Source organism: Paenibacillus sp. RU5M (assembly GCF_900221055.1).
Lineage (GTDB): Bacteria > Bacillota > Bacilli > Paenibacillales > Paenibacillaceae > Paenibacillus > Paenibacillus marchantiae.
The window spans coordinates 1-25028 of the sequence record NZ_OBQM01000014.1 but is presented as its reverse complement, the minus strand read 5'-3'; the positions used below and the strand labels follow the sequence as shown (position 1 = coordinate 25028).

Annotated in this window: 21 protein-coding genes and 8 tRNA genes; all 29 read right to left on the bottom strand. The window is 47.6% G+C overall.

Annotated elements, in window-relative coordinates:
* Positions 1–127: 127 nt before the first annotated feature.
* The 29 genes from CRO25_RS28420 to CRO25_RS28280 all read right to left on the bottom strand — a co-directional run bounded on the left by CRO25_RS28420 (position 128) and on the right by CRO25_RS28280 (position 24894).
* Entirely contained in the window at positions 128–1882 is a 1755-nt protein-coding gene (locus CRO25_RS28420) for a hypothetical protein (protein ID WP_079697267.1), read from the bottom strand.
* Between the two features lie 95 nt (positions 1883–1977).
* Positions 1978–2850 carry a carbohydrate ABC transporter permease gene (locus CRO25_RS28415; protein ID WP_063566505.1) on the bottom strand — a complete coding sequence of 291 codons (873 nt, stop codon included), beginning with the start codon at positions 2848–2850 and terminating at the stop codon, positions 1978–1980.
* A gap of 62 nt (positions 2851–2912) precedes the next feature.
* Positions 2913–3809: a sugar ABC transporter permease gene (locus CRO25_RS28410; protein ID WP_063566506.1), complete on the bottom strand. Its 897-nt coding sequence runs from the start codon at positions 3807–3809 to the stop codon at positions 2913–2915.
* A gap of 136 nt (positions 3810–3945) precedes the next feature.
* Complete coding sequence (locus CRO25_RS28405; RefSeq protein ID WP_064641190.1) at positions 3946–5547, bottom strand: extracellular solute-binding protein; 1602 nt, start codon at positions 5545–5547, stop codon at positions 3946–3948.
* Between the two features lie 335 nt (positions 5548–5882).
* Entirely contained in the window at positions 5883–8075 is a 2193-nt protein-coding gene (locus CRO25_RS28400) for a helix-turn-helix domain-containing protein (protein WP_257018783.1), read from the bottom strand.
* Between the two features lie 353 nt (positions 8076–8428).
* On the bottom strand, positions 8429–9376 hold the full coding sequence (locus CRO25_RS28395; protein ID WP_063566509.1) for a ribose-phosphate pyrophosphokinase: 948 nt from the start codon (positions 9374–9376) through the stop codon (positions 8429–8431).
* A 270-nt stretch (positions 9377–9646) separates the two neighbouring features.
* Positions 9647–10471, bottom strand: coding sequence for a histidinol-phosphatase HisJ (gene hisJ / locus CRO25_RS28390; RefSeq protein ID WP_079697265.1), 825 nt, complete (start codon positions 10469–10471; stop codon positions 9647–9649).
* An 11-nt stretch (positions 10472–10482) separates the two neighbouring features.
* Positions 10483–11211 carry a bifunctional phosphoribosyl-AMP cyclohydrolase/phosphoribosyl-ATP diphosphatase HisIE gene (gene hisIE, locus CRO25_RS28385; RefSeq protein WP_064641184.1) on the bottom strand — a complete coding sequence of 243 codons (729 nt, stop codon included), beginning with the start codon at positions 11209–11211 and terminating at the stop codon, positions 10483–10485.
* Entirely contained in the window at positions 11204–11965 is a 762-nt protein-coding gene (gene hisF, locus CRO25_RS28380) for an imidazole glycerol phosphate synthase subunit HisF (protein WP_072735753.1), read from the bottom strand. Before hisF ends, hisIE begins: the two co-directional genes overlap by 8 nt.
* Positions 11966–12195: 230 nt before the next feature.
* Positions 12196–12930, bottom strand: coding sequence for a 1-(5-phosphoribosyl)-5-[(5-phosphoribosylamino)methylideneamino]imidazole-4-carboxamide isomerase (hisA, locus tag CRO25_RS28375; protein WP_024634114.1), 735 nt, complete (start codon positions 12928–12930; stop codon positions 12196–12198).
* A gap of 111 nt (positions 12931–13041) precedes the next feature.
* Positions 13042–13662: an imidazole glycerol phosphate synthase subunit HisH gene (hisH, locus tag CRO25_RS28370; RefSeq protein ID WP_072735752.1), complete on the bottom strand. Its 621-nt coding sequence runs from the start codon at positions 13660–13662 to the stop codon at positions 13042–13044.
* A gap of 3 nt (positions 13663–13665) precedes the next feature.
* Entirely contained in the window at positions 13666–14295 is a 630-nt protein-coding gene (gene hisB, locus CRO25_RS28365; RefSeq protein WP_079697264.1) for an imidazoleglycerol-phosphate dehydratase HisB, read from the bottom strand.
* The gene (hisD, locus tag CRO25_RS28360; protein WP_079697263.1) at positions 14288–15592 is read right to left on the bottom strand and encodes a histidinol dehydrogenase; all 1305 of its coding nucleotides are present in this window, start codon (positions 15590–15592) and stop codon (positions 14288–14290) included. The genes hisB and hisD overlap by 8 nt, the downstream gene beginning before the upstream one ends.
* A gap of 78 nt (positions 15593–15670) precedes the next feature.
* Positions 15671–16348, bottom strand: a complete 678-nt coding sequence (gene hisG / locus CRO25_RS28355) for an ATP phosphoribosyltransferase (RefSeq protein WP_079697262.1) — start codon at positions 16346–16348, stop codon at positions 15671–15673.
* A 1-nt stretch (position 16349) separates the two neighbouring features.
* On the bottom strand, positions 16350–17543 hold the full coding sequence (locus CRO25_RS28350; RefSeq protein WP_079697261.1) for an ATP phosphoribosyltransferase regulatory subunit: 1194 nt from the start codon (positions 17541–17543) through the stop codon (positions 16350–16352).
* Between the two features lie 477 nt (positions 17544–18020).
* The gene (locus tag CRO25_RS28345; RefSeq protein ID WP_072735749.1) at positions 18021–18548 is read right to left on the bottom strand and encodes a DapH/DapD/GlmU-related protein; all 528 of its coding nucleotides are present in this window, start codon (positions 18546–18548) and stop codon (positions 18021–18023) included.
* Positions 18545–19195 (bottom strand): pyrophosphatase PpaX, encoded by a 651-nt coding sequence (gene ppaX, locus CRO25_RS28340; RefSeq protein WP_079697260.1) that lies wholly within the window; start codon positions 19193–19195, stop codon positions 18545–18547. The genes CRO25_RS28345 and ppaX overlap by 4 nt, the downstream gene beginning before the upstream one ends.
* A 6-nt stretch (positions 19196–19201) precedes the next feature.
* Positions 19202–20239 (bottom strand): prolipoprotein diacylglyceryl transferase, encoded by a 1038-nt coding sequence (gene lgt, locus CRO25_RS28335; RefSeq protein ID WP_079697259.1) that lies wholly within the window; start codon positions 20237–20239, stop codon positions 19202–19204.
* A 126-nt stretch (positions 20240–20365) separates the two neighbouring features.
* Entirely contained in the window at positions 20366–21304 is a 939-nt protein-coding gene (gene hprK / locus CRO25_RS28330; RefSeq protein ID WP_063566521.1) for an HPr(Ser) kinase/phosphatase, read from the bottom strand.
* 263 nt (positions 21305–21567) lie between these two features.
* Positions 21568–22692 carry an ABC transporter ATP-binding protein gene (locus CRO25_RS28325; RefSeq protein WP_063566522.1) on the bottom strand — a complete coding sequence of 375 codons (1125 nt, stop codon included), beginning with the start codon at positions 22690–22692 and terminating at the stop codon, positions 21568–21570.
* A gap of 103 nt (positions 22693–22795) precedes the next feature.
* The gene (locus tag CRO25_RS28320; protein WP_256863771.1) at positions 22796–23806 is read right to left on the bottom strand and encodes a CdaR family transcriptional regulator; all 1011 of its coding nucleotides are present in this window, start codon (positions 23804–23806) and stop codon (positions 22796–22798) included.
* A 348-nt stretch (positions 23807–24154) separates the two neighbouring features.
* Positions 24155–24227: transfer RNA gene (locus CRO25_RS28315), tRNA-Lys, on the bottom strand.
* A 7-nt stretch (positions 24228–24234) separates the two neighbouring features.
* A tRNA-Tyr gene (locus CRO25_RS28310) sits at positions 24235–24320 on the bottom strand.
* A 9-nt stretch (positions 24321–24329) separates the two neighbouring features.
* Positions 24330–24405 (bottom strand) — tRNA-Phe (locus tag CRO25_RS28305).
* Positions 24406–24425: 20 nt separating this feature from the next.
* Positions 24426–24503, bottom strand: a tRNA-Asp gene (locus tag CRO25_RS28300).
* A 9-nt stretch (positions 24504–24512) separates the two neighbouring features.
* A tRNA-Thr gene (locus CRO25_RS28295) sits at positions 24513–24588 on the bottom strand.
* Between the two features lie 5 nt (positions 24589–24593).
* Positions 24594–24669, bottom strand: a tRNA-Val gene (locus CRO25_RS28290).
* Between the two features lie 9 nt (positions 24670–24678).
* A tRNA-Met gene (locus CRO25_RS28285) sits at positions 24679–24755 on the bottom strand.
* A gap of 47 nt (positions 24756–24802) precedes the next feature.
* Positions 24803–24894: transfer RNA gene (locus CRO25_RS28280), tRNA-Ser, on the bottom strand.
* Positions 24895–25028: the final 134 nt, after the last annotated feature.

Sequence of the window (25028 nt, the reverse complement as noted above, 5' to 3'; positions counted from 1 at the left end):
TCAATATGTAGTTTCATGTCGTTTATGCCAAAAATGCGCAAAAAAAGATGACACCCCCTCATCCCTTTCGAATGAAATGTCATCTTTTTGCTTCATGTACTCTTCCTTATAGAGAGATTCATCAGAATTACAGCTTCAACGCCATGGATGGCGAAAGAGAGATATGAACTGTCTTGTGGAAAGGGGTCATAAAGTTAACCAGTACAACCTTACACTTATTTGGCAGCTTTGCCTCACGTACGGTTGCTGCCAAATGCCCTACCTCGCCTCCGGTCAGCTCAATCCAGTCATCTCCACAGGAATAACGCAATGTGCCGCTCTTCCACAGATAATGGCCTTCATCTGTCTCAAGCAATTCCCCCTGGGAAAGCTCGCCCTCGCTGCCGAACACGAAAGACAGCTGCACCATAAGCTGCTCCGGCTGCTCTCCCGCCAGCTTCAGGGTCCAGCCATTTTCCGTTCTTAATACTTCCGTCTGTACAAGGAACGTCTGTTCATGGGTGAGATCTCGACTCTGATGGGGCAACAAATACCACGGACTGATAGCTGTTCCCGCCGTCTCAGGCAGTTGGCTATCCGGGATCGGGCCGTAATAGCCTTTCCTCTGTTCGCCCGTCAGACGGTAACCTGCTGGCAATCGAGACATATGCTGCATCGGCACATACCCTGGATTAAAATAGGAGGCCAACTGAACGGCCAGCAGACGTACGGCACCATGACGAAGGGCAAAGAATGAAGGCACCTCCGTCATTACAGTCGCACTTGTATTACCGGAACGAATACGTGCTACAGGTGCGCCGAAGTCCGTATGCAACCGGCTGTGCGAGATGTGTCCATGATGACCTGCCGAATCCATTCGCTGTAAATAGCCCTCCCGCACAAATCGTTCATTCAGTATGATCTCGTACCGCTCAGGCAGCTGTTCCCGTGCCTTACCAGCCTGCTGCTGAAGCTCAGGCTCCAGCAGCAGCCGAACGAGCGCATTGACCGAGCAGACGCCGGGATCTGTTAACATTTCTCCAGCCCAATCGGCCATGCCGGCAAAGATCGGATCACCGTCCAACCGAGCCATAATGGCATACGGCAAGTAATACGGTGATAAATCATGCACGCTCCCCAGATCCTGGCGACCTGAGTATTCTGTAACAACCTCACCTGTTGGATGTACAAGATACACCATCATACGAAGATTGAGTCTCACCGGGTCCAGCAATTCGGGACGGTTCAACAGGCGTGCCGCATGAATCAGCATGATGTCGCTAACCGCGCTGTAGATTCCGTTGCTTCGTTCAGTCCACTCCCCATCAGGCGTAATATCCATACCTTCAGCCAGCCACTGCTCTGCACGCTGCACAGCTTCCTCCAGGTCAAACAATTGATGCAGGAAACCGAGCGCCGCGCATAGCACCCAGCGATGATTCGGCGTATGACAGCCTCCAGTCAGCAAGACTGGAGCAGTTCGTTCCAGAAACAGGCGCATATTGTCCAGCACAGGTTGCAATGGCTCCCAGTCTTGCTGCTGAAGAAGTTGATATAACTGGGCATATCCCACGACAAGAAATGCGGTATCCGGCGGAGAATGGGAATTGGTCCAACCGGGGGAGATGGAGCCGTCTGCATGCTGATTACGGAGTACGTACTCCGATGCAAGCTGCAGACGATTTAACAGATCTTCATCCCGATAATAGATCGAATCCGGATTGGCGAGTGCAGCTCCCCAGTAACACATGTCCGTAGGTGTTCCGGTCGTATGGTTGACCCAGGCGATACCTGTAGAGGGGTCAATCGTTCCTCCATAATAGCGGCTGTCCGGATCAAGCACTTGCCGCGATATCCCTTTTTGCACTGCTCTGTCATTGCTTTCCACCAGTTGTCTGTACATGTCCAGTCCCTCCAAACAAATGCCGATGAACGGAATATTCGGCGCAATAATTCTTGTCATCTGGTTAATCACGATTGGCTTAAGAAAACCTATGATCAGCCCTTAACAGCTCCAAGCATGGCACCGCTAACAAAATATTTTTGCAGCCATGGATAGACGAGCAGAATCGGTACGGTTGCAAAAATAACGGTGGCCGCCTTGAGACTTTCCGGGGTTAATGGAGCGCGGTTGGCACCTTCCATCTGTGTGAGCTCACTCACCATGTTGTTTTGCACCATTTGGAACAGTTTGAGCTGAAGTGGATACAGCTTAGGATCATTAATGTACATCAGGGAATCCTGAAAGCCATTCCAGCGGCCAACAGCATAGAACAACGCCAAAGTTGCCATGACCGGCATTGAAAGCGGTAATATGATTTTCAACAGTGTATGCAGATGTGAACTGCCGTCAATTTCAGCGGACTCCTCCAGACTTTCTGGTATACCATTGAAAAATGAGATCAGGATAATCAGGTTAAACGGACTGACCAGACCTGGCAGAATTAACGCCCACGGCGAATTAAGCAAGTGCAGGTCACGAATGAGCAAGTACTCAGGAATGATCCCCCCGCTAAAGAACATCGTAATGATGATCACGTACATGAAAAGCTTGCGGCCCTTCATTTTTTTCTTGGTCAATGGGTATGCAGCTGCGATTGTGAACACCATGCATAGCACCGTTGTCACAATCGTTAACAGGGTCGTATATCCCAAGGAATACAGCATCGAATGATCGGAGAACACCTTAACATACGCATCCCAATTGAACTCCTTAGGAAAAATGGTGACTTCACCCGATGTAATGGCACGATTGGAGCTTAATGATATGGCAATCGTGTGCAGAAACGGAGCGAGACAGAACACGACGAACAAGCTAATAAACAGGATGATAACGGTATCAAAAATCCGGTTTGAGGTGCGTTCACTCATATGCGCACAACTCCTTTACTGATGGTATACATATAAAGCAGCTAAGCGTACCTTCTGTTCTTTTAAAGAATTCCTTCACCTGTTGTCTTTTTCGATATATAGTTCGAACCGAGTACAAATATAAGTCCCACGACTGCCTGGAACAGTCCAACGACGGTTGCCAGCGTATATTGTCCCGATTCCAGCCCGACCCGGTATACAAAGGTACTGAGCACATCAGAATATTCACGTACTGCCGTGTTCCCGATAATATAAGGACGATCAAATCCGATGCTGACCATGTGTCCCAAATTAAGAATGAGCAGAGTAACAATAGTAGGCTTGATGCTTGGCAGAGTTATATGCCAGATTTTCTTCAGCCGCGTCGCTCCATCAATCTCTGCTGCTTCGAACAGTTCCTTATTAACACCCGTCAGCGCAGCCAGATATAGAATCGTTCCCCAGCCTGCACTTTGCCAGACACCTGTGAACAAGTACGTCACGAGCCACGGGTTTTTCTCCGTCAAAAATGGAATCGGATTTAAGCCCATACTTTCAAGTACACCGTTTACCATACCGGATTGGTTGCCGAATAACTGGTACACAATTCCCCCAATAATGACCCACGAAATAAAATGAGGGATATACAGAATCGTCTGCGATATTTTTTGAAACCATTTAAACCGGATTTCATAGAGCATGATGGCTAATATAATGGGAGCAGGAAACGAAACGATCAGATCAAGAAAATTCAGCATAAAGGTGTTGCGCAACGTGGTGTAGAAATCTCGCATCCCGAATACCTCGCGAAAGGCATCAAAACCGATCCACTCACTGCCGTTAATACCTTGAAACAGATTAAAATCCTTAAATGCGATCTGAACGCCATACATCGGTCCGTAGCGAAACACCACGAAATAGATGAGGGGCAGTGAAATCAACGCGTATAATTGCCAATACCTCTTCAAGTATGCGGTCAAGTCGGTCTCCTCCTAACAACGAAGAAACACTGTGCCGCCTTAACCTCAGCCGACGGCACAAGTCCCTTCATGAGTGATGCGATATCAAGCTTGTGCTCTTTGGATTCGTACGTTCATACATTCATATCTCCGACTATTATTTCGCAGCAAGCTCCTGAACCGCTTGATCCAGTTCCTTCTTCAATTCTGTGCCGCCCAGGGACATGAAATCATTCATTTCCCGTTCATACACTGCGTCGAATTCTTCCGGTTTAGCCATTGCTGTTTTTACGATAATGACATTAAGCTTATCTTTGAGCGCCGTGCTGTACTTCATCTCTGCCTGAATCGGTTTGTCAAAAATGATGGGTCCTACCGTATCGGTGTTAGCAATATCAATCGACTGTTTAAGCATTTCCTGATTATTTTGCGGGAAGCCCATGATCCATGCTTTTTCGTTGGTAGCCTGATCACCGATATTTTTACCATTTGAGATAATAGCTGTATCCCCTGCGTTGAACAGACGATCCTTCGCTTCCTGTGAAGCATCCTCTTTGACAACAGGAATTCCGTCTACCAGATCGTAGTTCTCTCCTTCCACGCCGCTGTAAATATCAATCAGGTTATTGTCTGATGCCATCCAATCCAAATATTTGATTGCTTCCACCGAACGTTTGCTGCTCTTCGGAATCATGATGTACATGCCGTTTGAACCGTAACGGGATTTGATATGTTTGTTGTCTACGTTTGCGTTGGTGTACGCATCAACCGGAAGCACTTTACTGCCCTGCGTATTTTTAAGCAAGTTATCCAGAGTGCCATCTGCATAGAAAATAGCGTCGACATCCTCAGACCAGTAGCCAATGTTTCCGTTCTGTACATCCTTCACCAGTTGGGCCTTATCTTCATCCAAACTGAAGTCCTTGCTGATCAAGCCTTCATTGTACAGCTTGTTCATGAACTTCATGGCATCCTTGAAGCCCTCATGGAGAGGCAATTCATAACGTTGGGCATAAGTCAGATCTCCGCTGATCGGCTTGATGAATGAGTAGATCAGCGTTTCGAACTGAGCTGGCGCCAGTGCCATTCCCATTGGAATGTTTTTGCTGCCAAGTCCACCAGGGTCCTTCTCTTTAAATGCTTTCAAAGTGGTATACAATTCATCCGTCGTCTTCGGTACTGGCAATCCCAGTTTATCCAGCCAATCCTGACGAATATAAGAGCTATATCTGCCTGTGATGGCACGTTTGCCAGGAACTGCGAACTGCTGGCCCTCTAATTGACCAAACTTAAGGGTGTCCTCGCCAAGGAATTTTTTCAGGTTAGGTCCGTATTGATCAATCAACTCTCCCACATCAGTCAGACCGCCTTGTTCGGCGTAACGATAAAATACACTTGAGTCATAAACAAATACAATATCCGGAACATCCGTATTACTCGCCATTAGGACATTCAGCTTGGTTACTTCCTCCGAGCGCTGAATCGGTACGAATTGTATATCAATGTTATTCGGATCGCCGAACCGTTCCTGGATCAGTTTGGACAAATAGTTATTCGTAATGGTATAAGGTGAAGGACTATTCCCGCGGTCAAACACCTCCACTTTTAAAGTGACACGCTCGCCATTGCCTGATGCACTGCCTTCTGATTCCTGATTCGATGCAGATGAACAGCCGGCTAGCAAGGAAACTCCCATTACCATAGTAAGCGCCAATCCCATCCATTTCTTTAGACTCCCTTTGGTTGCTTTTCCTGTCATTTTGTCATCTCCTTAGCATTGCGTGAATGTTTAAAGCTTGCCCAGAGTATTCCACATCTTTCCGCGCTCTGGCAATAAACTCGTTTCGGAAACGCTTACATAAGGATAATGGTTTATCCCGAGCGACGATTTTCGCAGACTGACTATATTCGTAAAGGACCCGAAAACAGGCGTAAATCAAGGGTTTCTTGCATAAGCGCAAGCTTCCAAGGTGGGATACAGGTTTACACTAGCAGCAAAAAAAGGCGGACTCCTACATGGCTTCTCCTGAGAAAAACCTGCATGAATTCCACCCTGTGCTTAGCACGATATAATGCGTAGCATGAGCCTTTGAATTACGACTCGGAATCGTGATGTTCACGTTTCATACGGCGATAGTCTCCCGGTGTAATACCCTCAACCCGTTTGAATACACGTCCCAAGGTAATTCCATTGGCATACCCCACCTTCAAGGCAATGTCCTGTAGGGAAAGATCCGTACTCCGCAGAAGACGCTCCGTTTCCTTCATCCGCAATTCTGTAAGGAAGTCTACAAACTTCATATTGAACTCTGTCTTAAACAAATAACTCGCATGTTTGCCGGTAATCTGGAATCGATCGCTCAGATGTTTCAGCGAAAGATCAGGATTCGCAAACTGTTCTTCAATATAGTTTTTCATTTCATTGACCATCGCTTTGTAGCTCTTGGTTTCAGTTACCGACACATAAGTTCTGAACAAGTCCGTCAGGTCATCAAACAGAATGTCTTTGACACCTTCAAGTGTCTCCGCTTCATGCATCAGCATCAACCACTTGTTTATGTTTTCCTCCGATAATTTCTCCTGCAGCTGTTCGGACATGACCGCTACTTCCCGGCTGAGCATCTGTAGCATCGCCTGAATCAAGGAGTGAATCTCATCATCTGGCAGCTTATCACGTTCAAAAGCCGCGAAGATCTCCTCCAGTTGATCACGCCACTGACTGCTCGACATCCTAAAGCGTTTAACAAAATCAGCAATCATCTGCAAATAAGTATAGGTATCAAGCAGCTGCTGCTGGGTTTCTCCATACCCAGCCAGAGCGACATCACCATCTCTCAGCAATCTGCGGTGCATCACAGTCTCAGCCGCTACGTATGATTCACGAATGGCCTTGGTTCCCTCTGCGATCGGTCCGATACCGAAACTCAATGATATACGCAGATTCTGCTCAACCCAGGATCGGCATTCCTCCGCCACTAAGCGAATTTGCTCCGTCATATCCGGGTTACCATCTGTGGACAGGAAAAGGATCGCAATCTGATCTGAGCTGACCCATTCGGTCCAGCATTGCATACCCGCATTGCGTGAGAGCTCCTGCAGCACATTCATTAACGCAAATTTGAGTGTATTCTGCTCGCCTCTCGTAAACCGTTCCTGGAATCCCTTCTCATATCGGTTGATTTGGCCAACCACAACAGCGAAGCATGACGAAGTATCCACGCCAGTTAACGGGGAAAGATCCTTTAATCGCTCTACCGCATGATCCAGATTCTCCCCATTCAGCAGATCGTTAAAAAGTTTGCTGCGCTGCAGCAGCACGTTTTCCCTGCTCTTTTTGTCCGAATCCATCATATGGTTTATTAGGTTTTCCAACACGCCATCAATCAATTTCATCTCATCGGTCCGTGAACCCGATTGCTCCAGCACTCGAATCTGATGCGCCTCAATCCGATTCATAATAATCTGAATGGGTTTATAGTTGCGACGAGTGATATAGATAATATAGACGATTGCACAAATGACAGTAACAACCGCAATAATCACCCATACATAGGAAACCACCGAGACCCAACCATATAAGTTCCCTTCCTTGATTCCACTGGAGATCGTCCAACCCAATCTTTCCAGCGAAAGGGTGTTCAGCTCTTGGCCTTCTACAGCACCTTCACGATCTGAATGTGCATCGTAAACCACTCGACCGTCATGGTCAAGAATGCTCATGAAAGAAAGCTGTCCATTAACCATACTATCAATGCTCTGCTCGATGCTGCTCATCTTGATATTAATGACAAGCACCCCATCAGAGCCAAATGGCAAAGGCATATCCTTATCCACCGTCAACACCCGAATAGGCGTACGCTGATTAACTCCTGCATCGAATTCCCTGACAGGCTGCCAGCCTGAAGTAAGAGAACCAGAGTCGATCCGGTCGATCCACGCCTTGTCTGAAAAGCTATCTACATCCTTGGAGCCGCTTGAGGTTAAAACGCTTTCATTTTTCTTGTCATACAAATAAATGGATTGGATCCAAGGGTTGGAACTCGTCAGCTCACGCAAGCTTTGAGCAATGCTATACACGGTCTCTTTGCCCACTTGGTTCTGGCTATTAAAATAGTACTTATAAGCCTGCTCACTCTGCACCGCTTCCATAACCGACAACTCAATATCCCGGATCGTCCGGTCCAGACTGTCCACCAAATAGCTGGAGGAGATACGGTCTGCTTTCCTTGTTTCTTCCCTGGAGATGTCATTAATGAAAACAAAAGCGATAAAAATGAGTACGGTCATGGTAAGAAAGAAAATAGGAAAATAAGAAAACAGTAAACGATAATACCAAGTCCGGGACAATAGACCCCACTCCTCACTCCACGACACCGTTGTATAATAGCCGTGGTTCTACTGTTCATCACATCAGTTACATCTCTGGGATTGAATTCCCTATATACGCAGCCATAAAATCAATTTTAAGTTATTATAGCACAAGCCCCCAGGCAGCAAATCAGTAATCGATTCCCTCCTTCTCCTTAACTCATCCGCATCTTTACCCTAATCCATCATAAAAAAACAAAAACCGTGCTGAGCAGCAAACCACTCAAACACGGCACAATACACCTGAATTCGCACAGATCTGTGCTGCATGATTAAATCCCTGAATCTTTAAACAACGTCGCCATGGAGCCACCATCCACAATAATGCGAACAGCACGCGCAAGCATTGGAGCTACGGGCAACACTTTGAAGCATTCTGGATGGTCATCCGGCAGTGCGATGGAGTCTGTGACTACCACCTCGGCTATAGACGGGTGATTGAGCTTACTTAGTGCTCCGTCCGAGAACAGACCATGTGTTGCGCATACATATACGTTTTTGGAGCCTCGCTCCTTCAAGCCTTCAACAACATTGAGAATTGTCGTTCCGGTATCGATCAGATCCTCAATAATAATTGGAGTTCGACCTTCAACATCCCCAATAACGTGCGTAATGATCGATTCATTGTGGCTTGGCCGCTTTTTGATCATAATGGCAAAAGGTGAATCCAGACGATTCGCCAGTTTCTCTGCCATCGAGGCTCGTCCCGCATCAGGGGAGACAACTACCGGATTTTCAATCCCTTTACTCAGCAAATAATCACTGATGAGATCCAATGATGTCATGTGATCCACAGGAATATTGAAAAACCCTTGAATTGCCGCTGCATGCAGATCAATGGTAACTACCCGGTTTGCCCCAGCAGTAGTTAACACATCCGCAACCATCTTGGCCGAGATCGGCTCACGCGGAGCAGACTTGCGTTCCTGACGGGCATATCCGTAATAAGGAACAATAATATTTACCGTACGCGCAGAAGCCCTTTTGGCTGCATCAATCATGACGAGCAGTTCTACGAACAACTCATTGATCGGATGAGATAATGATTGTATCAGAAATACATCACAGTTGCGGATCGTCTCTTCGTAGTGAACGTATATTTCTCCGCTCTTGAACCGGGACAGTTTGATCTTGCCTAGTTGTACACCCAGCTTGTCGCATACCTGTTCTGCCAGCTTAGGGTTCGATGAACCGGAAAAAATACGTAACGAATGCTGCATAATGCCCTCCCGAGGGTTGAAGTCCCAATATAATCCTTTATCAGTCTAAAAGTGAATGTTCAAAAAGACCCGTTTTCAGTACCGAGAAGATGGGATAAAGCTAGAAATGGAGTAGCGGAGCGTAGGCAAAACTACGTGAGCAACGAACATTTCGGCTGAATTCCAGCTTCGACGCTGATGATGCCATTAGGCATCCTTCGTAATCAAAAGCGGACTTTTTTGAACTACCTCTAAAAAGGTTATTTCCTACCCTCATTATACTCCACTACCTTATACATTTAAAGAAAGGAACGAGCGCTGTCGACCTTCAAAAACGGCTACCTCCGTACAGCCCAGCTCACGCAAGAGCGCCTCGGCCTCAGGCAGATAATCGCCTAGCTTCAGCGGATCATGTGCATCGGAGCCAAGGGTCAGCGGAATCCCCAATTGAATGGCCTCTGTTAACATCCGGCGACCAGGAAACATCTCTGCGCATGGCTTCGATAATCCTGATGCATTAAGCTCCATGGCACAGCCACTTTTCGCGATAGCTTGCAGCGCCGCATTCTCCAGATCTATACGCTCTTCAGTCTGCTCTGGTGCCGGAGTGAAGCCAAAGCGTTTGATCACATCTGTATGACCCATAATATCGTACATTCCCGTCGCTGCCGCTTTGCTCACAGCATCATAGTACTGACGATAGACTTCTAGTACGTCTTTCCCTTCCCAATGATGGGTCTGGCGAAAATCCGTAATGTCCCATTCCCCGAGAAAATGAACCGATCCAATCACATAGTCCCATGGATACCGCTCAATAATGGCCCGAATTTCTGTCTCCCAGCCTTCGATATAGTCGCCTTCGAGGCCGACACGCACATCAATCTGACCACGGTAGCGCTCTTTCAGAGAGAAACACTCTTCCACGTAACGCGGCAGCTCGTCCATAGGCATTGCCATCTCAGGATAATAGTGAGCAGGGTCTACATGCAGCAAAGGCATGTGATCCGACAGCCCAATCTGCGACAAGCCAATCTCCACCCCACGCTGCACATAAGCCTCCAGCTTGCCAACCGCATGACCACACCGCTCATGGTGTGTATGATAGTCTATTAGCACAGGCTCGCCTCCTAATCGCGGCGAGGCCGCTCGTGGCGACGGCTCAGCTCTGACATGATGTCATCCAGCGGCAGCTTGCGCTCTTGCAACAGAACGAGCAAGTGGTACATCAGGTCACTGACCTCAAGACGAAGCTCGTCATTGTCTTTATTTTTGGCGGCAATGATCGTCTCGGACGCTTCTTCACCGATTTTTTTCAGAATTTTATCAACGCCTTTATCGAACAGGTACGTCGTATATGCACCTTCCGGACGCTCACGTTCACGCTCTGCAATGACCGATTCCAGTTCAGCCAGTACTTCAAAACGGCTTTCGGAGCTGGCACTTGCAGTCGTTGCAATAGAATCACCTGAAGTCTGATTTGCTGATTGCTCTGGCAAGCCCACGATTTCATTATGGAAACACGTCACTGCTCCGGTGTGGCAAGCAGGTCCGTTCGGCTTCACTTCAACCAGCAAGGTGTCACCATCACAATCGTATTTCAATGAAGTAATCGTCTGTACGTTACCTGAAGTTGCGCCCTTGTGCCACAGCTCTTGACGCGAGCGTGACCAGAACCACGTTTCACCGGATTCCAGCGACAATTTTAGGGATTCCCGATTCATATAAGCCATCATCAGAACTTGACGTGTCTCTGCATCCTGCACAATGGCAGGTACCAAACCATCGCTCCAGCGAATGTGTTCCACAACCTGCTCCAAGGATAACTGCTCCTTAATCTCATTGCTTACATTAGTCACGGATCTCCACCCCTTGCTCTCTCAAATGTTGTTTTAACGCCGGAACGGCGATTTCTTTGTAATGGAATATCGTTGCTGCTAGACCTGCGTCCGCTTTGCCTGTAGTGAAGACATCATAGAAATGGGATTCCTTGCCTGCACCGCCTGAAGCAATGACCGGAATACGTACCGATTCGGATACCGCTGCAGTCAGCTTCAGATCGAATCCGTCCTTCGTTCCGTCCGCGTCCATGCTTGTCAGCAGAATTTCGCCAGCGCCTAAGGTCTCCGCCTGTTTAACCCAATCAAGCGCCTTAATTCCTGAAGGTTTACGTCCACCATGCGTGTACACTTCCCATTCGCCCCAAGCCTCATTATACTTGGCGTCTATTGCAACGACGATACACTGGGAACCAAAGCGACGTGCTCCGTCTGCAATCAGCTGAGGATTAAGCACAGCTGCCGTATTTACCGCAATCTTGTCCGCTCCTGCACGCAGAATGCGCTTCATGTCTTCCACCTTGGAGATCCCTCCACCTACGGTAAAAGGAATGGCGATCTCGCCTGCGGTTTGCCGCACTACTTCTTCCATCGTTTCGCGGCCTTCCACCGAAGCGGAGATATCGAGAAACACCAGTTCGTCCGCACCCTCGCGGTCATACAGCGCCGCCAGCTCCACCGGATCACCCGCATCGCGGAGATTGACGAAGTTAACGCCTTTGACAACCCGGCCGTCCTTCACGTCCAGACAAGGAATGATTCTTTTTGCCAGCATACTCCTCTTCCTCTCTCCTGATGATCGCATTCCTGAATAAGTTCAACTTAGAATATTCACACTAGCCCCTCCGATGACAGAACAACCTTACGATCGCTGTTATCCCCAGATTTTTTGATCCTTTTTAAAGGGAAAATCCGGGGATAAAGGCGAACGTTTCACTTCTTCAGGTTTTTTCTGTCCTCTCCGTTATCGTGCAAATGTTTATTTGAGCCTATATAGTATCGCTATTATTTATTTACCGCACGTACCGCTTCGGAAAGATCAATACTACCAGTATACAGCGCTTTACCTACGATTGCTCCTCCGACACCATCTTCCGCATGCTTGCTTAAACGAAGCAGATCATCCATGACACTAACTCCACCGGAAGCAATCACCGTACGGCCACTCGCCTTTGCAAGAGACACGATCGCTTCCACGTTAGGACCCTGCATCATGCCATCACGGGAGATGTCTGTGAAGATGAAGGTTTCGGCACCAAATGCCGCCAGTTCCTTCGCAAGTACCTCGGCCTGAACTTCCGATGTCTCCAGCCATCCGCGTGTCGCCACATAGCCATTGCGTGCATCAATGCCAATAGCTACTTTATCTCCGTAACGCCCCAGTACTTCTTCTGTAAAAGCGCGATCTTCAATCGCAGCTGTCCCGATAATAAGACGACTTACGCCGAGGCCCAACAAACGTTCTACATCAGCCACTGTACGAAGACCTCCACCTACCTGAACAGGCACGTTCACGGCCGAAGCAATACGCCCGATCAGCTCATCATTCACGGGATGACCTGCTTTTGCACCGTCCAGATCCACCAGATGAACGTATGTACCACCTTGCTTCTCCCAAGAAAGAGCAACTTGAACCGGGTCATCGTTATATACCGTCTCCTGATTGTAATCTCCCTGCACCAGTCTTACACATTTGCCGTCCCGGATATCAATTGCCGGATATATGATAAAAGATGACATACAAGGCCTCCTGAATATATTCATATTTGTGCTCTAGGCTACATTCTATATAAGTTTGCTACGTTATTTTATAAGGATGAATTAAAAAAATCATATGATCGCTGATTATGATTACGCCTTTGATCCAGTCAACGCCAGGAAGTTTCCAAGCAGCTTCATACCCAGCTCTCCGCTCTTCTCCGGGTGGAACTGCATACCGAAATTGGAGCCTCTGCCAACAATCGCCGTAACCGGATGTCCGTAATCCGTTACTGCCAATAGATCGCTCTCTACGTCCGTACGTGCATGATATGAATGGACAAAATAGACATGACTTGCCTCAAGCCCCGCGAATAGCGGATTTTCCGGGTGCAGGAACTGCAATCGATTCCAGCCCATATGTGGAACCTTTAGTTCTCCCGGTGCAAATCGCACCACTTTACCCGGCAAAATATTCAATCCTTCATGCTCGCCATGCTCCTCACTTGAGCTGAACAACAGCTGCATGCCCAGACAGATCCCGAGCAGCGGTGTTGGTCCAGCTGCCGCTTCCTTCACCACAGCGTCCAAGCCACTCTCTCTCAAGTGCACCATGGCATCGCCAAATGCACCTACACCTGGCAATATCACACCATCTGCACCAAGAATCGCATCCCGGTCACCTGTGACCAGCGCTTCGTAGCCAAGACGTTCGACCGCTTTGCCGACGCTGTGCAGGTTCCCCATACCATAATCGACAATTGCAATCGCCATCGTCTACAGCACTCCCTTCGTGGAAGGCACACCCGTTACACGTGGATCAATCGTTGTTGCCTCATCCAGTGCACGTCCCAGTGCTTTGAAGATCGCCTCGATCATGTGGTGCGTATTTTGTCCGTAGTGCACGATAACGTGCAATGTAATGCGCGCTTCCAGCGCCAGTTTCCACAGGAACTCATGTACCAGCTCGGTTGAGAAGCTGCCCACTTGCTGAGATGGGTATTGTGCGCGGTACTCAAAGTGAGGGCGGTTGCTGACATCGATGACTACCTGAGCGAGAGCCTCATCCATAGGCACAAAAACACTCGCATAACGTTTGATGCCCCGCTTGTCACCCAATGCTTCACGAAGGGTCTGTCCCAGACAGATCCCGATATCCTCCACCGTGTGGTGGTCATCAATATCAACATCGCCGCGCGCCTGTACGTTCAGATTGAATTGTCCATGCTTAGTGAACAGATCGAGCATATGATTCAGGAAAGGTACGTCCGTTTCAATCTCGGATTGCCCGGTTCCATCTACGGCAAAAGAAAGCTGAATGTTCGTTTCATTTGTTTTGCGGTCTACCTCTGCCTGACGTACAGCACCCTTATTCTGAAGGTCCAAACCATTATTCTGCTTATCCATTATCCGATTCCGCCTTTCCTTCCTGTTCTAACCGTACAGCGATCGCACGGGCGTGTCCTTCGAGCCCTTCATGCCGGGCCAGCTCTATAATAGCCGCTCCATTTTGGAGCAACGCTTCCTTGCTGTAATAGATCAAACTTGATTTTTTGATAAAATCATCCACATCCACAGGTGAGCTGAATCGTGCCGTTCCATTTGTCGGAATAATATGATTCGGTCCCGCAAAATAATCCCCTACCGGCTCCGAGCTATACGGGCCGAGGAAGATCGCTCCGGCATTCTCAATCCGGCCAGCGTAAGCCATGGGCTCCTGCACCATGATCTCCAGATGCTCCGGTGCGAGCCGGTTCACCACATCGATTCCCTCATCGATGGAATCGACCACAATAATTGCGCCATACTGCTCCACGGAAGCAGCAGCGATATCACGCCGCGGCAGCACTTCTAGCTGCTGCCGCACTTCGGCCTGCACGGCTTCCGCCAGCACGGCCGAGGTTGTGACGAGAATGGCCGATGCCATCTCGTCATGCTCCGCCTGCGACAACAGGTCGGCGGCGACATACACCGGATTCGCCGTATCATCGGCGAGCACCACAATCTCACTCGGCCCGGCGATACTATCGATATCGACTGCGCCATAAACCTCGCGCTTCGCGAGCGCCACGTAAATATTGCCCGGTCCACAGATCTTGTCGACCGGGGCAATACTCTCCGTGCCGTAGGCGAGGGCGGCGATCGCCTGAGCGCCGCCACCCCGATACATCTCTCTCACGCCTGCTTCCGCAGCAGCCACGAGAATGTACGGGTTAATGCCTTCGCCGCCATTTGTTGACGGCGGCGTCACCAAAACAATCTCCGGCACGCCAGCCACCTGTGCCGGAATCACATTCATCAGCACCGACGAAGGATACGCTGCTTTGCCGCCAGGTACATAAACGCCGACCCGCTTCAGCGGTCGGATTACCTGGCCCAGCAGACTGCCGTCCGGCTGCCAATCCATCCATGAGTTGCGCTTCTGCTTCTCATGAAACGCACGAATGTTAGCGGCGGCCTGACGGATCGCCGTCACGAAGGAAGGCTCCACAGCTGCATAGGCTGCTTGCAGCTCTTCCTGCGGCACGCGAAGCTCCGCAGCCGTCAGCTTCGTGCGATCCAGCTGCTCTGTGTAACGCAGCAGTGCCGCATCTCCTTCCCGGCGAATGTCGCTGACAATGCGCCGTACCGCTTCATTTTGCTCAGGTGTACCGTATTCCACTTCCCGCTTCAAATCAAACTCCCGTGCAGGTACAATTTTCATGAGTACAACCTCCCTATCCCTGTATTACCTGTGGTACCTCTAATATCCGTTTATGCTATATGATCAATCATTGATTAGTTACTTCTGCTCCATCTTACATGCTTGATTTATCCCCGAAGACACCTCATTCGAGGCTGGAATGACCCGTTGGAGAGCATCGCATAATGCTTGAATCCGTGCATTCTTCATCCGATAGCTGACCCGATTGGCAATAAGGCGGCTTGTGATATCCAGAATACCCGTCATCTCCACGAGTCCATTCTCACGCAACGTCTGGCCAGTCTCCACCAGATCGACGATTCGATCTGCCAAACCGATCAGCGGCGCCAGTTCGATGGACCCGTTCAGTTTGATCACTTCCACCTGCTGTCCTTGCTCGCGGAAATATTGGGAAGCGATTCTCGGGTACTTTGTTGCCACTCGCTGCTGAATGCCAGGCGTCCAGTCCGGTAGTCCAATAACAGACATGCGGCACTGGGCGATTCCCAAGTTCAACAATTCGTATACGTCCCGATTTTCCTCAAGCAGAACGTCTTTACCCACTATGCCAATATCCGCTACTCCATACTCCACATACGTTGGCACGTCTACGGGCTTCGCCATGATGAACTCCATCCCCGCTTCCGGCACTTCGATGACCAGCTTGCGCGTATCGTCCACGTCTTCCGGAATATCAAGCCCTGCTTCACGGAACAGTTTGGAGGCTTTCTTATAGATTCGGCCCTTCGGCATAGCTACCTTCAAAATATCCGACATCTCAGCGTCCCCCTCCATTTTCATGTCCGTACATGATAACCTTCTCAGCCTGGATTGACTTGTTGCCTGTTAGAGTCTCTGCTCCATCTTTAGGAAGGAGGTATGTTACTACATTTTGACCGATGCTGCGTAGTCTCGCCGCCTCTGTTAGAGCCTCAGCCCGGCATTCCGAAGTATATTGAATAAGCACAGGCTTCTTCTCTTCCATCGTAATTCCATGAACACCATCGATAATCCGGTTTGTTTTGAGTGCAAACCCTGTAGCCGGTAATGAACGGCCAAACTGCTGTAACAGATTATCATATCGTCCGCCACTGCATACCGGGGATCCGAGCTCTGCCGCATACCCTTCAAACGTCATGCCTGTATAATAGGAGAAATCACCAATCATCGTCAGATCAATCAATACATGCTCAGAGACACCGTACGCTTCCAACACTTCGAATACTGCACAGAGATGTGCAATGGACTGTGCTGCTTCAGTACTTGAACTCAGCTCTGCTGCGTGTGTACATACCTCTTTACCGCCACGCAGACGCAAAATGGCTTCAAGCTGCTCTTTCAGTTTCGGTTCTAGATTCAATGCTTCAATGGATTGGCGATAGCCGACATAATCACGTCCCAGCAATCCTTCTTTCAACTGTTCCTGTTGTACCGTTTGACCCGGAATGACTTCTCCCAGTAACCCGTTCAGAAATCCCATATGACCCATCGCAATTTTAAAGGAAGACACACCCGCTGCCTGCAAAGAGGCAATCGCAAGTGCTACAACTTCTGCATCTGCTTCTGGCGAATCATCACCGACAAGCTCTACACCTGTCTGGAAAAATTCCGCCTCACGTCCTGCTTCCTCTTCAATGGAACGAAACACATTCGCATGATAGGACAAACGCAGAGGAAGCTCCTCATCCTTCAACAGAGAAGAGACCACACGTGCAATCGGAGCTGTCAGATCTGATCTTAGCACCAGCGTAGTCCCGCGACTGTTCAATAATTTAAACAGCTTGCGATCCGATGTGGAACTCGCTACACCTACAGTATCGTAGTATTCAATCGTTGGCGTTATGATTTGACGGTAACCCCAGCGTTCCATGCATTCCAGTACATTCCGCTCAATGGTTCGCAGCTTGGTCACCACATGTGGTGTATAGTCACGAAAACCTGTCGGTTTTTCAAAGCCTTTTGGTTTGGACATTGGTATTATTCACCCCGAGTCAGTAATTTAAGATTGGTAGACGTTCTATTTCAACAGGATTTATGTAGTGTAAATCCCCATTCTATCTTGTAACCTGAATTTTTATCGTTGCTGCCAGGCAGCCTTTAGAAAATGTTTAGTACGTGTTCATTTATGCTTAATTATACTTAAATTCCATCGCGTTTCTTTAACATGGTAAAGTGCTAACAAACTAAAGGATATGGGATATGATAACATGAATGACTATCCATCGTCAACAATACGGCCCCTTTGGGTTGCTTGTACTACATCCTCCATTTTGATCCCATTGCTGAACATGAGTCTAATTATTTGTATACGAAAAAAGCTGCCATCAGCAGCTTCCTTATTCCAGTCCGTTCGACTTATTGCTCTTCCCCTGACTGAATCAATTCAGGTCAATTTTCGTATCCTTTGTTGGTGATCTTTTCAGATATGTCCGTAGGCCGTCTCCCAAAATCATTTGTTTTCATCAGCCTTTAAGACAATCTCCTCCGCTGAAGCATTCGAGCGAGACAGATCACGAAGTGGATTTCCTCCAACAAAAGCCCCCGGAGCTACATCCTTATGAACAACTGCTCCTGCAGCTACTACCGCACCGTCTCCAATGGTTACACCCGGCAGGATGGTTGAATTAGCACCGATCAGTACATTTTCTCCGATAATCACCTCACCCAGTCTGTACTCTTTAATAAGATACTCGTGAGCCAGGATCGTGGTGTTGTAACCAATCACGGAATTTTCACCCACCGTAATTTTCTCCGGAAAGAACACATCAACCATCACCATCAAACCAAATGCCGTATGTTTACCCACCTTCATGCCAAGCATGCGACGATAGATCCAGTTTTTGACCGACAAAATCGGGCAGTACCGTGACAACTGAATCCAGATAAAGTTACGCACGCCTTTCCATGGACTCACTGTCTTATAGATATGCCAAAGTGCGTTATGGCCTTCTACGGGATAGCGGGTTACTTTTCTCATGAACGTTCCGTTTCAATCAGCTTAAGCAAATCCTTCATGTCGTGCAAAATGTAATCCGGGTTATAGCCGCTCAATACGACCTCTCCCTTAAGCGACCAGGCTACGCCTGCCGCCAGCGCACCCGCGTTCTGTGCCGATTGAATATCGACTGGGCTGTCACCCACCATCAATGTTCTGGAAGGATCTGCACCCAACTCTTCGATCGCCTTTAGGACCGGTTCAGCATGCGGTTTGGGATTGGTTACATCGGTAACTGTTACAATCGATTTCATATACTTCAACAGGTCGAAACGCTCCAGCACCTTAAGAGTAGATGGACGAATCTTCGTTGTGACAACACCCATCACAATTCCTGCCTCATGAAGAGCTTCAACGACTTCAATCACGTGAGGAAAAGGCTGAACCATCGCCTCATGATGAACGTCGTTGTACGCCCGATATCCTTTGACATACTCCGCAACATCCTCTTTCCCAGAGAACGTACGCATCTGATTCTCCAGTGTTCCTCCCATATGAGGAATGATCTGTTCGCGTGTCCAAGGGGTAGATAACTGCAAATCCTCCATTACATGAAGGAAAGAGTTAATAATTAGTTCATTCGTGTCGATAATCGTTCCATCCAGATCAAACAAAACCGTGTCAATCATGTTGCATTACTCCTTTTTCTCTTCAGCTTGCTTCAGATCCTCTTTGGTCGAGACTGGAGTTACCGTGTCCTCTTTGCCTGCAACCGGGCCCGTTTGCACCATATCATCCGATGATTCTGAAGGAACCTTGGAAGATACAATTGGATCGCTATACCGTACATCTGCCTTGCCTGTCATTCTTCTCACGACGATGAAGACTACCGCAACAATAATGATCCCAATAGCCAGCAGCTGCGAAATTCTTACGTTACCGTAGGCTGGATCAAGATATCCTTGCTCGAAGCCCATAGCTGTCATCGGTGACCATAATCCATTAACCATGGAGGCAACCCATTGCGGAGCCTGGAATCCCAGGCTGTCGGTACGCAGCGCTTCGATAAAGAATCGACCGATTGAGTACCAGATAAAATAGGACATAAACAGCTCACCAGCACGCAGGAACTTCTGACGACGAAGCACCAGTAAGATGACCAGACCAACAAGACTCCACATCGATTCATACAAAAATGCAGGATGATGGAATACACCTTCCACGTTCATCTGATTAACGATAAAGTCTGGCAAATGAAGCTTGTCTCTCAAAAATGATTCTTCTACGGGACCGCCATAGGCCTCCTGATTTACAAAATTACCCCAGCGTCCGATCATTTGTCCAACGATCAATCCAGGTGCACAGATGTCGGCCATACGCCAGAAATTATACCCTTTACGACGGAAGAAAATGACTGCACATATGATCGCACCAATCAGTGCGCCATATATGGCGATACCACCATTCCATATTTTAAAGACATCCCAGAAATTATCCTTATAATCGTCCCATCGAAATGCCACGTAGTATATGCGGGCACCGATAATGGCAGAAGGCACACCAAGCAGAACCATGTCCATGAACACTTCCTGCGGAATGTTATACCGTTTGCCTTCCCGGATGACGAGCAGCAAACCTACAAGCGCCGCTGTACCGAGAATAAGCCCGTACCAGTGAACCTTTAACGCTCCGATGGAGAACGCTATCGGGTTCAACAGTAATAATGTATCCATTCATTCACACTCCTATAAATTGACTCATTCACAAGCATGACCAACTGCTGTATGTCTCCAACGCTCTATAAAGGAGTAAAACACATCAACAATTGGCCTTTAATCATATAATAGATCCTTCTCTTCTTAGTCCATGTCTTCCATATCTTCAGAGATCGTTGCTGTCAGCTTGTTCGTAAATTGCAACGCAGCATTCAGCCCCATCTGTTTCAAGCGATAGTTCATTCCCGCTACTTCAATGATAACAGCCAAGTTCCGCCCCGGACGAACAGGAATCGTTACAAGCGGTACATCTGTGTCAATGATGCGTGTCGTCTCTTCATCCAGGCCAAGACGATCATATTGTTTATCCTGCTGCCAAGCTTCCAGACGAACAACCAGTGTAATTCGTTTGTTATTACGAACCGCACCCGCACCGAACAATGTCATTACGTTGATGATGCCGACACCACGGATCTCAAGTAGGTGACGGATCAATTCTGGCGCAGTTCCGTGCAGCTGGAAGTCTGATGTCTGACGAATTTCTACCGCATCATCGGCAATCAATCGGTGACCACGTTTCACCAGTTCCAGTGCAGTTTCACTCTTACCAATGCCACTGCTTCCGGTGATTAACATGCCTACTCCATACACATCACAGAGTACACCGTGAATTGTTGCTGTAGGCGCCAGTTTCTTCTCCAGAAATCCAGTAATCCGGCTGGACAGAATCGTTGTAGCCATGTTGCTGCGAAGCACAGCAAGGTTCTGTTCTTCACTGATGTCAATCAGTTCCTGTGGCACTTCAAGTCCCCGGGTTACTACGATACATGGCGTTTCTTCCGTACAAAGGCGCTGCATCCGATCACGGCGCTCATCTTCTGGCAACATTGCAAAAAAGGCCAGCTCTGTTCTACCAAGCAGCTGTACCCGTTCTTGTGGATGATATTCAAAATAACCGGCCATTTCCAGACCAGGACGGTTTAAATCGTCTACAGTAATGACTCTCTTCAGTCCGTGAGATCCAGAAACAACCTCCAACTGGAATTGTTGTACCAATTCAGATACTTTCACTTTTTTCGCCATTTGTCTCTTCCTTTCAGCATTCGCTGCCCTCTATGTACATCAGCATTAGCGTCATTCCATTGCATTAATAGCGCATTCATGTTGTTTGTTACAGCATCTAACCTTCAAATAATCTTAAATGAATTCCGGGATGAATGCAATCTTGGCTTCCACCCGTGTATGAGTAAAAAAGCCCCTTCCAGCAATAACGGAAGGGGCTCAGATTACCATGTATGATTGCGTTAACTGATAGATTCTATCGTTACCGATGAATCTCAGTACTATTAGTCTTGAAGAAGAACGTTTGCTTCAGTCTCTTTGTCAAAGATATGAACTTTGTTCATGTCAATTGCCATTTTAACTGTGGAACCATCACGAGTGTTGGAACGTCCGTCTACACGTGCGATTGTAGTGTCGTTACCTACACCGCTCAAGTAGAGGAGCATTTCGTGACCCAGGTTCTCTGTTACGTCTACGTGTGTAGAGAATACAGAGTTCGGGGATGCTTCCAGGAATACTGGCTCTTCGTGAATGTCTTCTGGACGAACACCCAGAATGACTTCTTTACCAATGTATCCTCTTGATTTCAGCACTTGTGCTTTACCTTGTGGGATTTCAACGTCCACACCAGGAGCTACGAAATGCATGCTAGCACCTTGCTCAGCCAATTTACCCGAGATAAAGTTCATTGTCGGGGAACCGATGAAACCAGCTACGAACAGGTTAGCAGGGAGGTTGTAAAGCTCTTCCGGAGAAGCAGCTTGTTGGATGATACCATCCTTCATAACAACGATTCGATCACCCATTGTCATTGCTTCGATCTGGTCATGCGTTACGTAGATAACAGTTGTTTCCAAACGTTTCGCCAGTTTAGTGATCTCAGCACGCATTTGACCACGCAATTTTGCATCCAAGTTGGAGAGAGGCTCATCCATCAAGAACACTTGTGGATCACGGACGATCGCACGTCCCAGAGCGACACGCTGACGTTGACCACCGGACAATGCCTTAGGTTTACGCTCAAGTAAATGTTCAATATCCAGGATTCTAGCTGCTTCACGTACACGTTTGTCGATCTCATCTTTTTTCACTTTACGCAATTTCAGACCAAACGCCATGTTTTGGTATACGCTCATATGCGGATACAAGGCATAGGATTGGAATACCATCGCGATATCGCGGTCTTTAGGAGCAACATCATTAACGACGCGGTCACCGATATAGAGTTTACCTTCAGAAATTTCCTCAAGGCCTGCGATCATACGCAGTGTTGTTGATTTACCACAACCGGACGGACCTACCAGTACCAGAAACTCTTTATCTTTAATGTCCAGGTTAATATCAACTACTGTTGCTTTATCAGAACCCGGGTATTTTTTGAAAATATGCTCTAAACGTACACCAGCCATGATTGTTGCCTCCTCAGAGATCATTTTGTAATCGAATACATTTTGTAGTTTTATATTAACCCATTTGCATGATGTTTGACTATTCGCAAACTGCACAAAAATATCAAAGCTTTTTCGTCACTTTGTACATAAGCAATAAAAGTCGCACCAGAACAGCACTTTCGAAGTTTCTAACATCATATCCAATCTCCTGTTTGATCTTATCCAAACGATATACCAAGGTATTTCGATGAATAAAGAGTCGCTTTGCCGTCTCGCTGACATTACAATCGAGATTGAAGAAGGTCTCCAGTGTAGCCAGTGTTTCACTATCACTAAACAACACAGTGCCTTTCCCCGTTTCCCGTATAAAACGAAGTCGCTGTTGCACAGGAATACTATCTACCAAACGCTCAAGGTGCAGATCCCAAGGAAGATGAATGTGTTGCACGACATGGAAAGCTCTGCCCAAGTGAACACTCTCTTGAAGAAGTGCCGTGACAGAAGATAGCTGTTTTGCAGGGATACACGGTAAGGATGCGGACAAATGAAATACACCCGCCCATTCACTGGCTACCAATTCATAGAGCCCCTGACAGAAGGCATTCAATAAATCTTTTCTGGCTTCCGTCGTATCCTCTTCAGCTTCGCCTGTGACAATCTGTTCATCACCCAGAAACACCCACTCCTGCGCTCCCACAGGAATCAGTATAATCTCTTCACCGAAGTAACTTTCGAGTAACTTGTTCAATTCCTTCGAACGAATACGATGAGCATCAGGTGTCTCACATTGCAGCAAAAATGGGATTTTCTCTGTGTTCAATTCTCCATCCAATGAAAAATGATCCGGAATAGGTTCCTGCTGAACTCTTTGCTCAACCTGTTTCCGAAGCCACTGTCCCAATTCAGCAAGCTGTTGTTCTCTATCGTTTTCATATATCACAGGCTGTTCTTCATCTAACGATTCCCTATGACTAGTAATGAGAAGTTCAATTAAACGCTGTACTTCCAGCGTAACGGCGTCAACAGAGCATCCCCAATATAAAACAGTACCTTCTTCCTCGTTCATCCCGATTTTAAAATATATTTGGTCTTCTGTACGCCAACTGCTTACATCCTTTGCTAAACCATCCATCATCTCATCATCACGTAAGAAACCTTCGGCCTCTTTTGTAAGAGTATTATGAGCCACTGGAACAGTTCTACGGTGAGCTGAGCTCAATCCATATTGATTCCATTCTTCTATAGTTATCACGGATTCGTCCAATATAGTACCTATAATTGCTTCGATTTGTTTTTTTAGATCAGGTATGAGCTTCATATAATGAACGCCACCACTCTGCTTTTTTCTATTATTTTATCATATCTTGCGCAGCATCGCCTTTTTCAGTCTTTATCAGAGTTTCCATATTATTAATTTATTTATCTATAACAAAAAAGAGTGATTAATCAAATTAATGATCAATCACTCTTTTTCAAAAGATGAGTCATGAAGGGCTCGAACCTTCGACACCCTGATTAAAAGTCAGGTGCTCTACCAACTGAGCTAATGACTCGAAAAACTGGTGGAGGATGATGGATTCGAACCACCGAACCCGTACGGGAGCAGATTTACAGTCTGATGCGTTTGGCCGCTTCGCTAATCCTCCAGGATTACATGGTGGCTCGGGACGGAATCGAACCGCCGACACGAGGATTTTCAGTCCTCTGCTCTACCGACTGAGCTACCGAGCCTTATTTAATTTTTAGATTAATGGCGGAACCGACGGGATTCGAACCCGCGATCTCCTGCGTGACAGGCAGGCATGTTAGGCCAACTACACCACGGTTCCAGGCATTAATGGTGCCGGCGAGAGGACTTGAACCCCCAACCTACTGATTACAAGTCAGTTGCTCTACCAGTTGAGCTACACCGGCGTATATGGTGGAGGCTGAGGGGATCGAACCCCCGACCCTCTGCTTGTAAGGCAGATGCTCTCCCAGCTGAGCTAAGCCTCCTGGGTAATATGGTAGCGGCGGAGGGGATCGAACCCCCGACCTCACGGGTATGAACCGTACGCTCTAGCCAGCTGAGCTACACCGCCATATTAATAATATTGATCTTGATTGCTTGTCCATCTTAAGGTAAAGATGGCGGAGAGAGAGGGATTCGAACCCTCGCACCGCTTACGCAGTCTAACCCCTTAGCAGAGGGTCCCCTTATAGCCACTTGGGTATCTCTCCAAATAGACAATCATGAACAATGCTTACAAGGATTGCTCCCTGAAAACTAGATCCGAAACGAAATGTGCGATTTATAACTTGCATATTGGATAAGCCCTCGACCGATTAGTACTGGTCAGCTCCATGCATTGCTG